General features: G+C 65.0%; 14 protein-coding genes and 1 tRNA gene. 7 read left to right on the plus strand and 8 right to left on the minus strand.

The genetic code is table 11. The features are described 5' to 3' along the window. The first annotated feature begins 347 nt into the window (after nt 1-347). Nucleotides 348-2,990 (plus strand): ATP-binding cassette domain-containing protein, encoded by a 2,643-nt coding sequence (locus tag VNW74_RS16795; protein ID WP_325678757.1) that lies wholly within the window; start codon nt 348-350, stop codon nt 2,988-2,990. A gap of 84 nt (nt 2,991-3,074) precedes the next feature. Continuing rightward, on the plus strand, nt 3,075-3,509 hold the full coding sequence (locus tag VNW74_RS16800) for a DUF402 domain-containing protein (RefSeq protein WP_325678759.1): 435 nt from the start codon (nt 3,075-3,077) through the stop codon (nt 3,507-3,509). 29 nt (nt 3,510-3,538) lie between these two features. Here VNW74_RS16800 and VNW74_RS16805 read toward each other — a convergent pair whose 3' ends face one another. From VNW74_RS16805 to VNW74_RS16815, 3 genes are all read right to left on the minus strand, one after another. Beyond that, entirely contained in the window at nt 3,539-4,039 is a 501-nt protein-coding gene (locus tag VNW74_RS16805) for a hypothetical protein (RefSeq protein WP_325678761.1), read from the minus strand. Next, the gene (locus tag VNW74_RS16810; RefSeq protein ID WP_325678763.1) at nt 4,026-4,643 is read right to left on the minus strand and encodes a hypothetical protein; all 618 of its coding nucleotides are present in this window, start codon (nt 4,641-4,643) and stop codon (nt 4,026-4,028) included. Before VNW74_RS16810 ends, VNW74_RS16805 begins: the two co-directional genes overlap by 14 nt. Before the next feature lie 113 nt (nt 4,644-4,756). Then, on the minus strand, nt 4,757-4,912 hold the full coding sequence (locus VNW74_RS16815) for a DUF6131 family protein (protein WP_325678765.1): 156 nt from the start codon (nt 4,910-4,912) through the stop codon (nt 4,757-4,759). A gap of 114 nt (nt 4,913-5,026) precedes the next feature. On the opposite strand from VNW74_RS16815, the gene VNW74_RS16820 reads away from it, so the two are divergent. Continuing rightward, on the plus strand, nt 5,027-5,695 hold the full coding sequence (locus VNW74_RS16820; protein WP_325678767.1) for a response regulator transcription factor: 669 nt from the start codon (nt 5,027-5,029) through the stop codon (nt 5,693-5,695). Between the two features lie 245 nt (nt 5,696-5,940). Beyond that, the gene (locus VNW74_RS16825) at nt 5,941-6,360 is read left to right on the plus strand and encodes a hypothetical protein (protein ID WP_325678769.1); all 420 of its coding nucleotides are present in this window, start codon (nt 5,941-5,943) and stop codon (nt 6,358-6,360) included. A gap of 3 nt (nt 6,361-6,363) precedes the next feature. Here VNW74_RS16825 and coaE read toward each other — a convergent pair whose 3' ends face one another. The 3 genes from coaE to polA all read right to left on the minus strand — a co-directional run bounded on the left by coaE (nt 6,364) and on the right by polA (nt 11,951). Continuing rightward, on the minus strand, nt 6,364-7,584 hold the full coding sequence (gene coaE / locus VNW74_RS16830; RefSeq protein WP_325678771.1) for a dephospho-CoA kinase: 1,221 nt from the start codon (nt 7,582-7,584) through the stop codon (nt 6,364-6,366). A 20-nt stretch (nt 7,585-7,604) separates the two neighbouring features. Further along, nucleotides 7,605-9,044 carry a 30S ribosomal protein S1 gene (rpsA, locus tag VNW74_RS16835; RefSeq protein WP_325678773.1) on the minus strand — a complete coding sequence of 480 codons (1,440 nt, stop codon included), beginning with the start codon at nt 9,042-9,044 and terminating at the stop codon, nt 7,605-7,607. Between the two features lie 231 nt (nt 9,045-9,275). Further along, a complete protein-coding gene (polA, locus tag VNW74_RS16840) occupies nt 9,276-11,951 on the minus strand; it encodes a DNA polymerase I (RefSeq protein ID WP_325678809.1) in 2,676 nt (891 codons plus the stop codon). Nucleotides 11,952-12,126: 175 nt separating this feature from the next. Between polA and VNW74_RS16845 the strand changes: the two genes are divergently transcribed. Together VNW74_RS16845 and VNW74_RS16850 are read left to right on the plus strand one after the other, a co-directional pair. Next, nucleotides 12,127-12,567: a Zn-ribbon domain-containing OB-fold protein gene (locus VNW74_RS16845; RefSeq protein ID WP_325678774.1), complete on the plus strand. Its 441-nt coding sequence runs from the start codon at nt 12,127-12,129 to the stop codon at nt 12,565-12,567. Continuing rightward, entirely contained in the window at nt 12,552-13,766 is a 1,215-nt protein-coding gene (locus VNW74_RS16850; RefSeq protein ID WP_325678776.1) for a lipid-transfer protein, read from the plus strand. Before VNW74_RS16845 ends, VNW74_RS16850 begins: the two co-directional genes overlap by 16 nt. A gap of 105 nt (nt 13,767-13,871) precedes the next feature. On the opposite strand, the gene VNW74_RS16855 is transcribed toward VNW74_RS16850, so the two are convergent. Then, nucleotides 13,872-14,501: an ANTAR domain-containing response regulator gene (locus VNW74_RS16855; RefSeq protein WP_325678778.1), complete on the minus strand. Its 630-nt coding sequence runs from the start codon at nt 14,499-14,501 to the stop codon at nt 13,872-13,874. 98 nt (nt 14,502-14,599) lie between these two features. Here VNW74_RS16855 and VNW74_RS16860 point away from each other — a divergent pair. Continuing rightward, nucleotides 14,600-14,676: transfer RNA gene (locus tag VNW74_RS16860), tRNA-Leu, on the plus strand. Between the two features lie 225 nt (nt 14,677-14,901). On the opposite strand, the gene VNW74_RS16865 is transcribed toward VNW74_RS16860, so the two are convergent. After that, entirely contained in the window at nt 14,902-15,132 is a 231-nt protein-coding gene (locus tag VNW74_RS16865; RefSeq protein WP_325678780.1) for a hypothetical protein, read from the minus strand. Between the last annotated feature and the right edge of the window lie 214 nt (nt 15,133-15,346).

Genomic DNA, 15,346 nt, shown 5'->3' on the forward strand with positions numbered 1-15,346 from the left:
TCACCGCGCGGACCCGGTTGCTCCATGGGCGGCATCGATACGGTCAATGGCCCCGCAAAAAGGTTTGCACGCCAGACGCTTTCAAGCGGTCAACCACCGGCGGCGTGGCGGCCCATGCCGGTCCGGGCGCACGTGGCGGCAGTTTACTCACCCTTCGCACTATGCCCGCCGATGCGGTTGCCCGGATTGGTGCCGCTTATGAGGCGGCTATGAATCATGACTTCGGGCAGCGGTATCGCCGTCTGGCCTGCTCAAAGCCGGCTCACAGAGCCGACCATCACGAAACATAGCGAAGTCACAGGTGCGTCGCGTGGAAGCTCGCCCACGCGACAGCCGATACTGAAGTGGTGAGTCGACCATCCCCGCCCATGCTGACCATCTGGCACGACGGGTCGCAACATACCTTCACCGCAGGCCATGACGTGGTGATCGGACGTGACGCGGATGCCGACATCCGTATCGTCGATTCGCGGATTTCCCGCGAACACCTGATCCTGCGTTTCGAACAAGGAAAGTGGCTGGCCATCGACAACGGCTCGGTGAACGGCACCTTCGTCAACGGCTACCGCAGGCCGGTAATCGACATTCATGACGGCCAGAGCATCAACATCGGCAATGCCGGCGGACCGCAGCTGAGCTTCGAACTCGGACAGCAGCACGGAAGGGCAGGTCGGCCGCCGGGGTCGCGGCGGGACACTGAGCCGTCGACCGTCTCGTGGTCGACGCCTCCCCCGCCCGGCCAACCGCGTGCACAGCCACCAGGCCCCGTCGGCGGCTCGCGACGCGGCGGGCCCAGGTCCGCGCCACCGCCTGCGCCGCGACAGCCTCGGGCCACGTACTCGCGCAACCCGCCACAACAGCCGGCGCTCGACCATCCGACCGACGTGCATGTACCTCGGCGACCGCCGGCTCCGCCGGCCGCCGAGGTAACGGTGGTCAACGCCGGTTCGGCGCCACCGCGGGAAGTGGTGGCACCCGCCGAGATGACCGTCGTCGGCGCACGGTCCGGCGACGTTTCGAATCTGGCGACACGGTTTGTGAAGTTCATCTCGCAGCGATCAGTGGCGCCAGCGAAACTCGCCGGTTCGGTGACGATCGGTCGTGCCGGCGACAACGACATCGTGATACCCGACGTACTGGCCTCACGCCACCACGCGACGTTGGTACTCACGCCGCTGGGCACCGAGATCCAGGATCGCAGCATCAACGGGACGTTCGTCAACGGCACCCGGGTCGGTTCCGCGATCTTGAGCGAGGGCGACGTCGTCACCATCGGGAACGTCGACCTGGTCGTCAGCGGTGGCATGTTGGTTCGCCGCAGCGAAACCGAAGCCGCGATGCGCACCGGCGGTCTGGAGGTACGCGGCGTCAAGTACGTCGTCGACAACGGCAAGCAATTGCTGGACAACATCTCGCTGACCGCGCGTCCCGGAACGCTGACCGCCGTGATCGGCGGGTCAGGTGCCGGCAAGAGCACGCTGGCCAGGCTGATCGCCGGCTACACCACGCCGAGCTCCGGCTCGGTCACCTTCGAGGGCCACGACGTCCACGCCGAATACGCGTCGCTGCGCAGCAGGATCGGCATGGTCCCCCAAGACGACGTCGTGCACCGCCAGCTGACGGTGAACCAGGCGCTGGGCTACGCCGCTGAGCTGCGGCTGCCGCCCGACACTACGAAAACCGACCGCGCCAAGGTCGTCGCCCAGGTGCTCGAGGAACTCGACCTGACCAAGCACGCCGACACGCGGGTCGACAAGCTGTCCGGCGGTCAGCGTAAGCGGGCGTCGGTGGCACTCGAGCTGCTCACCGGGCCGTCCTTGTTGATCCTTGACGAGCCGACGTCGGGGCTGGATCCGGCGTTGGACCACCAGGTCATGATGATGCTCCGGCAACTGGCCGACGCGGGCCGGGTGGTGATTGTGGTGACCCACATGCTGTCCTACCTGGACACCTGCGATCAGCTGCTGTTGGTGGCCCCGGGCGGCAAGACCGCCTACTCCGGCCCGCCTGACCAGATCGGTGAGGCGATGGGCACCACCAACTGGGCCAAAATCTTCGGCCAGGTCGGCGCCGATCCAGAGGCGGCCAACCGGCGCTTCCTCGAGCGAGACCAACCGCAGCCGCCCGCACAGCCGGACCAGCCCGCCGACCTTGGTAAACCAGTTCACACCAGCCTGCGGCGCCAAATCTCGACGATCGCGCGCCGACAGGTCCGCCTGGTCGTCGCCGACCGGGCCTACTTCGTTTTTTTGGCATTGCTGCCGTTCATCCTGGGTGCGCTGTCGCTGACCGTTCCGGGCACGAGCGGATTCCACCTACCCGGGCCGCACGCGGGCACGCCCGACGAATCCGCACAGATCTTGGCCCTGTTGCTGCCGGCCGCCGCGTTCATGGGCACGGCGCTGACGATCCGCGACCTGGTCGGAGAGCGCGCCGTCTTCCAACGCGAACAAGCGGTAGGTCTGTCGACGACGGCCTATCTGCTCGCCAAGACCGCGGTGTTTTGCGGATTCGCGATCCTGCAGTCGGCGATCACCACCGCGATCGTGGTGATCGGTAAGGGCGCGCCCACTCGAGGAGCCGTGTTGCTCGGCAACGGCACAGTCGAGCTGTTCACGGCCGTCGCCGCGACGTGTGTTGCCTCGGCGATCCTCGGCCTGGCCATCTCGTCGTTGGTTCGATCCAGCGAGCAGATCATGCCGCTGTTCGTGGTGGCGGTCATGGCTCAGCTTGTGCTGTGCGGCGGGATGGTCCCGGTCACCGGCCGACTCGGGCTCGACCAGCTGTCCTGGTTGATGCCCGCGCGCTGGGGCTACGCCGCCGCGTCGTCGACGGTCGACGTACGGCACCTGGTACCGGCTTCGTTGCTCCCCCAAGACCGGTTCTGGGAGCACACGCGGAAAATCTGGCTGTTCGACATGGGCATGTTGGCCGCGCTGGCCGTGTTCTATACCGGCTTCGTGCGCTGGAAGATCCGGCTCCGCCGCTGAATCCGGTCAGGTGACGTCATCCATCCACCCAAGCACGAGACCTTCGACCTCAACGCCCGCACGAACACCGATCCGAAAGGCATCGTGCGGGCAGTGGATGACTACACCGTGCGTCCGTGGGGCCTCTACCTGGCCCGCCCGACGCCCGGCCGTACTCAGTTCCACTACCTCGAGTCATGGTTGCTGCCGTCGCTGGGTTTGCGGGCGACGGTCTTTCACTTCAATCCAGGCCACGAACGCGACCACGACTACTACCTCGACGTCGGCGAATACACCCCCGGACCGGCCGTGTGGCGTTCCGAGGACCATTACCTAGACCTCGAGGTTCGGACCAACGCCGGCGTGGATTTAGCCGACGTCGACGAGCTGCTCGACGCGGTTCGGTACGGCCTGCTGGCTCCGGAGGTCGCCGAGCAAGCCGTGCGGCGCGCGGTGCACGCCGTCGACGGCCTGGCCCGCAACGACTACGACCTCAACACCTGGCTGGCCGGCGAAAGCATGCGGCTCGTATGGCGTTGATTGCCGCGACCTGTTGCAGTGCAACTGATCTAAACGGCAAGCAAGCGCTCAAAGAATTCGCGGTAGTGCATCAGAGCCAGGCGTAGGTCTTCGGTCGATGCCTCCTCGCCACGAGACCATTGCTCTTCCAGATGCGACCGCGCCTGAGCAAATCCGGTCGTGAGCCGCTCGACGAGATCGGAAACCAGGACGTCCGCCTTGTGGACGCAGTCTTTGGGATCATCGACGAAGGCCGCCTGAACACCGGCCCACCGCGCACGCAGCTCCGCGAGATCGTCGCCGGCAAAAAGCTCTTCGTCGGTTGACAATTCGTGTTTCGCGCTCGGCGGCTCCGGCTCGGGGGCCTCGGCAGCAGGTGCAGCGACGTCGGCGTCGGCAGCGGTGTCGGCACTGCGAGCTGCTGTCTCGGCAGCGGGCGCCGGCTCGGGCGAAACGGCCGTGCTCTCGTCCGTCACCCGCGGCGCTTCCGAGCTAGGGATCACGGGCTCATCAGGGGACTCGGTCATTGCTTCTTGTTCATGCGTGGTCATGCGCCTGCTCCTTTGCTTCGGTCTTGTCGGTCTTTGTCTTGTCCGTCTTTGTCTTGTCGGTCTTTTCGGTCGGGGCCTCGAGCAACTTCTCGAACAGGGCCCGGTAGTGCACGAACGCCTCCCGCTGCTGCTCGGTGTTGGCGTGCTGCTGCGAGGTGCTGATGTCGTGGGCGGCTCGATAGTTCTCGACTATCTGCGGGTGGTCTACCGAGATGTCCGCGGCCCGCTGATCGAAATCGTCGACGGGATAACCTCGTTGGCGCATCACCTCAGTCACCAAACGGTCGGCGACGCCGACGGCGGTCGCTGGGTTGTCCACGAACCCGGCCTGTACCTCTTGCCAGCGGGCGGTGAAATCCGAGAGTGCCGATGGCGTCAACGGAACGATGTCGAGCTTGCCTCGCTTGCGTTCTCGCGTAGTGAGTTCCCGCACGGCGCCTTTCTCGCTTCCGGTCTCGGATACCAGGCGCTCGTACTCACCGCCGTAGTGCTGTTTGAGCCGCTTCGTTCTTATGCGAAAGCTGACCATGCTTATTGCGACAATCGTCGCGACAACCACCACGACGGCGACGGCCGCGATCAAGATCCATTCCCAAGTGGGCATCACAGGCTCCTTTTTCTGACATAGGTCTAATAACCCGTCCGGCGATCGCGCAAACGTGATTTTGTGATCTGTGGCACAACTTCGGGATGTCGCGTGGACGAGTGTCCGGTAGTTCAGAAGTAGTGCCGACGGCCGCCGATGGCGCGTCCGGTGCTGCCCAGGATTGCCAGGATTGCACCCACGACGAGCAACAGGATCCCAAGGGTCCACAGGATAGAGATCTTGAATAGAAATCCCGCGACTAGCAGAACGATGCCCAGAATGATCATGTTTGAGCCTTCCTCAGATGATGGTTGACGGATGTTCGGGTCGGTCGGACCGATACCAGTCGACCACCCGTTAGGGGGGTAGCAATACACCCCTAGGGAGGTAATCTTCCCGGCATGCCAGAACCACCTCGCGCACCCATCACGGTCGCGCTCGTCGATGACTACGACGTCGTCGTCAAGGGTGTGGCCAATATGCTGCAGCCGTATCGCGATCGCGTCGTGATCGCGGAACTCGACTCCACCATGTCCGTCAAGGACGCGGTCGACATCGTGCTGTACGACTCATTCGCCCAACCCGAATCCGATCACGAAGAGATCGGTGTCCTGGTGGCCAATCCCCGGGCACGCCGAGTTGTGGTCTACACCTGGAACTTTCACCCCGAACTCGTTCAAAGCGCGCGACGGCACGGGGCCCAGGGGTATCTGTCGAAGACCCTGCCCGCGCGCGAGCTGGTCGCGGCCTTGGAGGCCGTGCATGCCGGTGAAGTGGTCGTCAGCGAGGTAGGGGCGCGAGCACGCAGCGCGCCGGGGCAGGATTGGCCCGGCCGCGGTGAAGGGCTCAGCGAACGCGAGGCGGAAATTCTGGCGCTGATCACCCAGGGCATGAGCAACGCAGACGTCGCGCGGCTGACGTACCTGAGCCCAAACACCGTGAAGTCCTACATTCGGACGATCTATCGCAAGCTCGGTGTGAGCAGTCGCACTCAGGCCGTGCTGTGGGGTGTGAACCACGGGTTCACTCCCGACCATCACCGCATCGAGCATTGGCGCGGCGGTCCCTAGAGTTTCCCTCCGCAGAAGCGGGTAACCCTCGCGGATGTCTTTAAGCGAATAACGGCGCAAGCGACGGTCCGGCCGCAGGCCCCCAGTGGACACGCGACGGCAAGCTGCGCCACCCCCGCCACCAGGGTCCGCGGACCGATAAGGATGCAGGCGACGTCGTAAGGGAGACCCGTTGGTGCCGACCGGGATAACGGTTGCCGGCAACGAACTGCCGGCGCAAAACGCTTCGCGTAATCTCTGCAGTCATGAGCTCCAGCAGGCACAGATGGATCGCAGTCGCCGCTCTGACAGGCGCTGCGGTCGGCTCGCAGCTAACTCCCGTCACCGCACAGGCCGAACTGCACAACATCACCTACATTGTCCGTGTCGACGGCGTGGCGCCCGGCAGCCAGGCCACCTTCGTGACCAACACCAGCCAAACCAACACCGCGCAGTTGAGTTCGATGCCAGGCAACGGATTCCAGGCCTCCGCGGTGCTGGCCGATCCTCATCAAGCCGGGATGCGGGTGTCGATTCGGTGGCCCTATGCGGCCAAGGTGCACTGCGAGATCGATGTTGACAACAATGTAGCTACGCAGGTCGACCAGTTTGTCCAGCCAGCCGCAGGCAGCACCGACCCGATGAATGGCGTGCTGCCCTGCGGGGCACCGCTGCCCGCAACCTGACAATCACGGCTGCCATCCGACGGCGTCGGCCCACTCCCACGCCCGCCGGTAGGCGCTGGAAAACCAGGGCTCCTTGGCCTCGACGTAAACCGAGATGTCGTCGCTATCCGATGCGGCCCGTGCCGCACCTTGCTTGACGGCCAGATACTCGGCGCGCGCTGCGGAATCAGCGATGAGCCAGTCGACGAACAGCAGCGCGAACTGCTGATTGGGCCAACCCTCAACGCGGACATGAACGTTGGTTGGCCGTCCCGGATCGGCGCTGGAATGAATCCGCTTGTGCCACAAGGCCGGATCACCGCTGTGGTCGTAGGACTGGACAGTGCTACGGGCGTCCGGTTTGGGCACATCGCCGGTGATGCGGTCGATCCGGGGGTAACCCGCTGACAACAGGGAGTCGCTGATTTCGTCTGCCGCGGTGATGGATTCAACGGTGACTTGGATATCGATGGCTTCTTTGGCATCCAGGCCGGCGATCGCGGTCGACCCGACGTGGTCTACACGCCGCGCGCGGGCACCGCATGCGGTCGCAATGCGCGCAGCAATCCGCCGCGCCTGATCGGGCCAGGTCGGATCCGCCGGTGTCAGCTGGGGCACCGGACGGACGACCTGGTGGGCGATCAGGTTCCGCGCGAACGGGGTGATGCGGTGATTCCACACGTCACCGGCCTGTTCGGCCAGCGATTGCAGGCTGCCCAAGTTCTGCAGCCAGACGTCGGCCACGGCGCGGCGCTGATCATCGCTGGCCTGCGCGGCGATTCGGGCACGCGCGTCGGCCTCGGTCATGCCGCGCTGTTCCACCAGTCGACGCATCCGCACTTCAACGTCGGCGTACACGACGACAACCAACGGGAACAAGGGCGCCATTCCGGACTCCACCAGCAGCGGAATATCCTCAACGACAACCGCATCCGGAGGCACCGCCGCGATGATCTCCTCGCGCCGCTTGCCCACCAACGGGTGAACGATTCCGTTGAGCGCATTACGCGCGTCGTCGTCTTTGAATGCCTTGGCAGCCAGCGCCGGCCGATCAAGCGCCCCGTCGGCGGAAAGGATGTCGTTGCCGAACGCCTCGACCAGCGCGGCCAGCCCTTCGGTGCCCGGTTCCACGACTTGCCGGGCGATGACGTCGGCGTCGACGACGACACCACCGCAGTCGGCGAACGTCGTTGCTACCGCTGACTTACCGGCGCCGATCCCGCCTGTCAGCCCGATCCGAAGCATCGGTAGCGATCGTCGTCGGGCTAGGCGCTACCGGCGAGCTTCTCCCGCAGGGCGGCGAGTTGTGCGTCGCTGGCCAGCGAGCCGCCGCTCTGCTGTTCTTCGCCCGACGAGCCGTTGGCCTGCGGTCGCTCGGCAGCGGCAGCCTCGGCTGCGGCGAACTTCTCCATCTGGGTGGTGTGCATCTTGTGCCGACGCTCGGCCTCGGCGTAGCGCGCTTCCCATTCGGTGCGCTGCGAGTCGAAACCCTCGAGCCATTCGTTGGTTTCGGGGTCGAAGCCCTCCGGGAAGATGTAGTTGCCCTGCTCGTCGTAGCTGTCGGCCATGCCGTACTTGGCCGGGTCGAACTCCTCGGTGTAGTCCTCGTTGGCCTGCTTGAGCGACAGCGAAATGCGCCGACGCTCCAGGTCGATGTCGATGACCTTGACCATCGCGTCATCACCCACCGCGACCACCTGGTCCGGCACCTCGACGTGACGCTCGGCGAGCTCGGAGATGTGCACCAGGCCCTCGATGCCCTCCTCGACGCGGACGAAGGCGCCGAACGGAACCAGCTTGGTGACCTTGCCGGGCACGATCTGGCCAATGGCATGCGTGCGGGCGAAGTGACGCCACGGGTCTTCCTGAGTCGCCTTGAGCGACAGCGAAACCCGCTCACGATCCATGTCGACGTCAAGTACCTCGACGGTGACCTCGTCGCCCACCTGCACCACCTCGGAGGGGTGGTCGATGTGCTTCCAGGACAGCTCGGAGACGTGCACCAGACCGTCGACGCCGCCGAGGTCGACGAAGGCGCCAAAGTTGACGATCGACGACACCACACCCTTGCGGATGGCGCCCTTTTGCAGCTGGTTGAGAAACTCGCTGCGGACCTCGGACTGGGTCTGCTCGAGCCAGGCGCGACGGGACAGCACCACGTTGTTGCGGTTCTTGTCCAGCTCGATGATCTTGGCTTCGATCTCCTTGCCGATGTAGGGCTGCAGATCCCGGACGCGGCGCATCTCGACCAGCGAGGCGGGCAGGAAGCCGCGCAACCCGATGTCGAGGATCAAGCCACCCTTGACGACCTCGATGACGGTGCCCTTGACCGCCTCGTCCTTCTCTTTGAGCTCTTCGATGGTCCCCCAGGCGCGCTCATACTGAGCGCGCTTCTTGGAGAGGATCAGCCGGCCTTCTTTGTCCTCCTTGGTGAGGACCAGGGCCTCAACCTTGTCGCCGACGGTCACCACCTCGTTGGGGTCGACGTCGTGCTTGATGGACAACTCGCGGGAGGGGATGACCCCTTCGGTCTTGTAGCCGATGTCGAGGAGTACCTCGTCCCGGTCCACTTTGACGATCGTCCCCTCGACGATGTCGCCATCGTTGAAGTACTTGATCGTTTTGTCTATTGCGGCGAGAAAGTCCTCGCTCGAGCCTATGTCGTTGACGGCTACTTGCGGCGAGGTGACGGTGGGACTCGGCATATTGTTGGGTTGCTCCGGACAGGTTGGGGTCGTAGGGATAGAGCGGGTTCTGTTCGATCGCCCGGCTCTTCCGCGTCGCGCTGCGCTCTGCATGGTCGCCGGACTACTCCGTCGAGGCTACTCGACTGTGCACACGCTGGCCAAACTCGCCCCATCTGGGCCGAGCGTCAAATCACCCCGAAAAAATCACTGAAATTCTTGCCACCGGTCCGCGCAAGTCGTTGTCGGCCGCTAATGGGCGGCGGAGTCCCAGCTGCGGCCATAGCCCACCGAGACCTCCAGCGGCACGTCAAGGGGGTATGCGCCGCCCATTTTCTCGCGCACCAACGACTCAAGCCGCTCGCGCTCACCGTCGGCTACCTCGAACAACAGTTCGTCGTGGACCTGGAGCAACATCCGCGACGCCAGCCCGGTCGTCTTGAGCGCCTTGTCGACCTCGATCATGGCCACCTTGATGATGTCGGCCGCGCTGCCCTGGATCGGCGCGTTGAGCGCTGCCCGCTCGGCGGCCTCGCGCACCTGGCGATTGCTGCTGTCCAGCTCGGGCAGATAGCGGCGGCGACCCAGCACCGTTGAGGTGTAGCCGTCCTTTCGGGCCTGTTCGACGACGTCCATCAGGTAGTCGCGCACCCCGCCGAACCGGGCGAAGTACTGATCCATCTGGACTTTGGCCTCTTCGGTGGAAATCTTCAGCTGCTGCGCGAGGCCATAAGCGCTCAACCCGTAGGCCAATCCATACGACATCGCCTTGACCCGGCGCCGCAGCTCGCCAGTCACCTCGTCGATCGGCACTCCGAACGCGCGCGAGGCGACGAACGAATGCAGGTCCTCCCCGGTGTTGAACGCCTCGATCAGGCCTTCATCGCTGGACAGATGCGCCATGATGCGCATCTCGATCTGGCTGTAGTCGGCCGTCATCAACTCCGCATAGCCGTCACCGACTGCGTTACCGACAACGAACGCGTCGCGGATCTGACGGCCCGCGTCGGTGCGGATCGGAATGTTTTGCAGATTGGGCTCAGTGGAGGACAGCCTGCCCGTCGCCGCGATCGTCTGGTTGAACGTCGTGTGGATGCGGCCGTCGCCGGCCACCGAGTTCAGCAACCCGTCGACGGTGACTTTCAGCCGGGTCACGTCGCGATGCGCGAGCAGATGCTGAAGGAACGGATGCCCGGTCTTGTCGAACAGCGACTGCAGCGCATCCGCGTCGGTGGTGTATCCGGTCTTCGTCCGCTTGGTTTTCGGCATTTCGAGCTCGTCGAACAGCACTACCTGCAACTGTTTTGGCGAGCCGAGGTTTATCTGCTTGCCGATCACCGCGTACGCCGCCTCCGCGGCGTCCCGAATCTGGTCGCCGAATTGGCTTTGCAGGGCGGTCAATTGGTCGAGGTCGACGGCGATGCCCGCAGCCTCCATGCCCGCCAACACCCGTTGCACCGGTAGCTCCATCTCGGCCAGCAGTGAGGTGGAGTCGATCCGGGCCAATTCGGCGTCCAGCGCGTCAGCCAGGTCGACCACCGCGCGAGCACGCAGGACCGCGGTTTGCACCGCTTGGTCATCGACCCCTTCAGTATCGTCAAGCAGCGAAAGTTGCTGCTGCTCAGACGTTTCCGCCCGTAGCTCGCGACGCAAGTAGCGCAGTGACAGATCGTCCAGGGTGAAGCTGCGTTGCCCGGGTCGGACCAGGTAGGCGGCCAGCGCGGTATCGGAGCTGACCCCGTCCAGCGTCCAGCCGCGCCCCGCGAGGTCGTGGATCGCTAACTTGGCTTCGTGCAGGGCTTTCGGCCTCTCGGGGTCGGCGAGCCACGCCGCCAACGCCGAGTCGTCGTCGGGTGTGAGGGTCGTGGTGTCGATGTATCCGCCATCGCCGTCGGCGGCGGCGATGGCCAGCGCCGTCGCGTCGCCGTCATAAGGCAGATGCGTGCCCACCACAGCCAGCCCCGATCGGCGCCCGTCCGCGACGTGCTCAGCCAACCACTGCCCGACCGTGCCGGGCTCCAGCGCTCCCCCACGCACGTCGAATCCCTCGTCGACCTCCGGTTCGACGGCAGCCAACGTGTCGAACAGCCGGTCCCGTAGCACCCGGAATTCCAGCTGGTCGAACAGCAGGTGAATCTGTTCGCGGTCCCAGGGCTGCATCCGCAGCGTGTCCGGCGTCTGCGCCAGCGGGACGTCCCGGACCAGGTCGGTGAGTTCCCGGTTGAGTATCACGCTGGCCAGGTGCGCGCGCAGCGCGTCACCCACCTTGCCGCGCACCGAGTCGGCGTTGTCGACCAACGTTTGCAGCGAACCGTATTCGCTGATCCATTTCGACGCCGTCTTCTCGCCCACCCCAGGGATGCCGGGCAGGTTGTCGCTCGGGTCGCCCCGCAGCGCGGCGAAGTCGGGATATTGCTCGGGGGTCAGCCCGTACTTCTCGACCACCGCTGCCGGGGTGAAACGGGTGAGTTCGCTGACGCCCTTACGCGGATAAAGCACCGTCACGTCGTCGGAAACGAGCTGCAACGCGTCGCGGTCCCCGGTGACCACCAGTACCCGGTAGCCTTCCTTTTCCGCCTGGGTCGCCAACGTCGCGATCAAGTCATCGGCTTCGAAGCCCTGCTCGGCGAGCACCGTAATACCGAGCGCCGCAAGGACTTCCTTGGTGACGTCGATCTGGCCGTGGAACTCGTCCGGGGTGGACGACCGGTTGGCCTTGTACTCTGGGTAGCGCTCGGAGCGAAAGGTCTGCCTCGACACGTCGAACGCCGCGGCCACATGGGTGGGCGACTCGTCGCGCAACAGGTTGATCAGCATGGCGGTGAACCCGTACACCGCGTTGGTGGTCAGCCCGCCCTGGGTCTTGAAATTCTCGGCGGGCAGCGCGTAGAACGCCCGAAACGCCAGCGAATTGCCGTCCAGCAGCATCAACGTCGGCTTGTCGTCAGCGGCCTGGCCGGCTTCCGTCTTCTTGCTTGCGGTCCTCGCTGGGCTCACCGCCCTAACTCTATGCACTGGGTCCGACGCCGAGTAGCGGCTGCGCCCGCCACAGGAAAACTGCAACACGTTTCAATTTCGTCGAGGTTCTCGGTACGCTGGCCCGATGCCAGCAGCTATCCGTCAAGAACCGGCGATCGACGGCTGGTTCGCCGCCGACGACTCCGGAGTGCCGCATCTGGTCGGCGCAAAATGTCCGCAATGCGGCACCTATGTCTTCCCGCCGCGGGCCGCCAACTGCCCCAACCCCGGCTGCGACGGTGACCAGCTCGAGCAAGTGCCGCTGTCGCGGCGCGGCAAGCTGTGGAGTTACACCGAAAACCGGTATGCGCCGCCACCGCCCTACCCTTCCCCGGATCCGTTCGAGCCGTTCGCCGTCGCCGCGGTGGAGTTGGCCGACGAGGGTCTGATCGTGCTGGGCAAGGTGGTAGACGGCACCCTGGCCGCCGACCTGAAAGTCGGCCTGGAGATGGAGCTGACCACCATGCCGCTGTTCGTTGACGACGACGGCGTCGAACGCATCGTCTACGCATGGAGGATCGCATGACCACGCCGGAACCGGTCTACATCCTCGGCGCCGGGATGCACCCCTGGGGCAAGTGGGGCAACGACTTCACCGAGTACGGGGTGGCCGCGGCCCGTTCCGCGCTGGCCGAAGCCGGCCTGGACTGGCGGCAAGTTCAGTTGGTGGCCGGCGCGGAGACCATCCGCAACGGCTACCCGGGTTTCGTCGCCGGGGCGACGTTCGCGCAGAAGTTGGGCTGGAACGGAGTGCCGGTCAGTTCCAGCTATGCGGCGTGCGCCAGCGGCTCGCAGGCCCTGCAGAGCGCCCGCGCACAAATCCTGGCCGGCTTCTGCGACGTTGCGCTGGTGATCGGCGCCGACACCACGCCGAAAGGGTTTTTCGCTCCGGTTGGCGGCGAGCGGAAGAACGACCCCGATTGGCAGCGGTTTCATCTGATCGGCGCCACCAATCCGGTGTACTTCGCGCTGCTGGCGCGCCGGCGGATGGACCTCTACGGCGCCACCCTCGAGGATTTCGCCCAGGTGAAGGTCAAGAACGCGCGCCACGGCCTGCAGAACCCCAACGCCCGGTTCCGCAAAGAGACGTTGGTCGAAGACGTGCTGGCCAGCCCGGTGGTGGCCGACCCGCTGCGGCTGTTGGACATCTGCGCCACCTCGGACGGTGCCGCGGCGCTGATCGTGGCCAGTGCCAAGTTCGCTCGAGAACACCTCGGCTCGCTGAACGGCGTGCCTTCGGTCCGCGGTGTCAGCACAGTCACCCCGCGCTACCCTCAGCATCTGCCCGAATTACCGGATATTGCAACGGATTCCACTGCGGTGGTGGCCGCGCCGGATCGGGTGTTCAAGGACCAGATCATCGACGCCGCGTACACCGAGGCCGGCATCGGGCCAGAAGACCTGAGCCTGGCCGAGGTGTACGACCTGTCCACCGCGTTAGAGCTGGACTGGTATGAGCACTTGGGGCTCTGCCCCAAGGGTGACGCCGAGGCGCTGTTGCGCAGCGGTGCCACTGCCATCGGCGGCAAGATTCCGGTCAACCCGTCGGGCGGGCTGGCCTCCTTCGGCGAAGCGATTCCCGCGCAGGCGATCGCACAGGTCTGCGAGCTCAGCTGGCAGCTGCGCGGCCAGGCCACCGGCCGTCAGGTCGAGGGCGCGAAGGCCGGTATCACCGCGAATCAGGGCCTGTTCGGGCACGGCTCGTCGGTGATCGTGGCCAGGTAAGCGCCGGCGAAACCCAATAGCCTCGGCAGCCACTTCGGTCGCATGGGCGAAGGATTAGTGCCGTTCCCAACTTGATATCGCATGCGGTATCAAGCGATTCGAGCTCTACCCCGACGTCTGCGTCTCGTCGGGAGTGTCGAGGGTTTCCAGGACGACTTCGGCGACGTGCTTCATCGTGGTCCGCCGGTCCATCGCGGCGCGCTGGATCCACTTGAAAGCTTGCGGCTCGGTCATGCCCTGGTTGGCCTGTAACAGGCCTTTGGCCCGTTCGACGAGCTTGCGGGTCTCCAGCCGCTCAGACAGCGTCGCGACTTCCCGCTCCAGCGCCCTGACCTCGCTGAACCGACTCAGCGCCAGTTCAATCGCCGGGATCAAGTCGGAGATGGTGAATGGTTTCACCAGGTAGGCCATCGCTCCCGCATCCCGCGCCCGTTCGACGAGGTCGCGCTGACTGAACGCGGTCAGCACCACAATCGGTGCGATGCGTTTGCGGGCGATCTCCGACGCGGCGTCGATGCCGTCGCGGCGCGGCATCTTGACGTCCATGATCACCAGGTCGGGGGCGAGCTGCTCGGCCAGCTCGACGGCTTCCTGGCCGTCGCCGGCCTCGCCGACGATTTCGTAGCCCTCTTCGCGGAGCATTTCGGCCAAGTCGAGCCGGATGAGAGCCTCATCCTCGGCGATCAGCACCCGGTGCGAGGCTTGGGTATCGACGTCGGTCGTTGAGCCGGTCATGACGCCATTCTCTCGTGGCCCGCCGTAATCCTCGACCGCGGGGTTGTGACGTCGGTGTGACGATCGCCATCCTCTATGGTGGTAGGCCGTGGTTACGAGCCCTCGTATCCCAACTGGCAGAGGAAACGGATTCAAAACCCGTCCAGTGTGAGTTCGAATCTCACCGAGGGCACCAACCAGACATTGCTCCGACCGCCTCGCCCCTGCTCCCGCTGTAGGCAGAAAGTCTTCCGCGGGGGGCCTATGCCGGCCGCACTACCTCCAGAGCGCCATTGGGCCTCAGTTTCCTGCTGGTGATACCACCGCCACTCATCGACGGTGCGGCCCGATGCAAGGTACTGGGGAGCGGGTGTTGAAGCCATTGCCCGCCTCTCGGCCTCTCACATTTCCCCCGCTTGTTTCAAAGAAAGCGCCGAGGCGGTTCGGTCGGTTCGGGCGTAACCCCCGGGAGCCGTGGACGTTTGAAGAAGCACGCGGCCGTCAAGGGTTTGGCCTGGTCCACCGTGAAGTTAACCATCTCCCATCTTTGTTCCCCCAGCGCGTTCGCTTTGCGCATCATTTCATTCAGGGCATCATCGCCCGACGAATAGAACCACTTGTACTCCCACAGCGGCCCATCAGCCTCGCTCATGTCGCCACCCTAGGGCAGACACGGGTGAAAGATCGCGGCTGCTACCTAGCTCAAAATTGCCGCTGCGCGTCCCCGGGGCTGCTGCGCGGCAATTGGCGCGGGTCTCTCTCCTGTACCCGCGCCCCTCGGGCCCGGTTCGTCCCGTGACGGGCCGGGGCCCGACCCCAAGATGTCCCACAAACCCTTCGCGTCGATAAGTGGGCATGTCGGCTGC

The sequence above is a fragment of the Mycobacterium sp. genome (assembly GCF_035570115.1).
In the GTDB taxonomy this organism is placed as follows: domain Bacteria; phylum Actinomycetota; class Actinomycetes; order Mycobacteriales; family Mycobacteriaceae; genus Mycobacterium.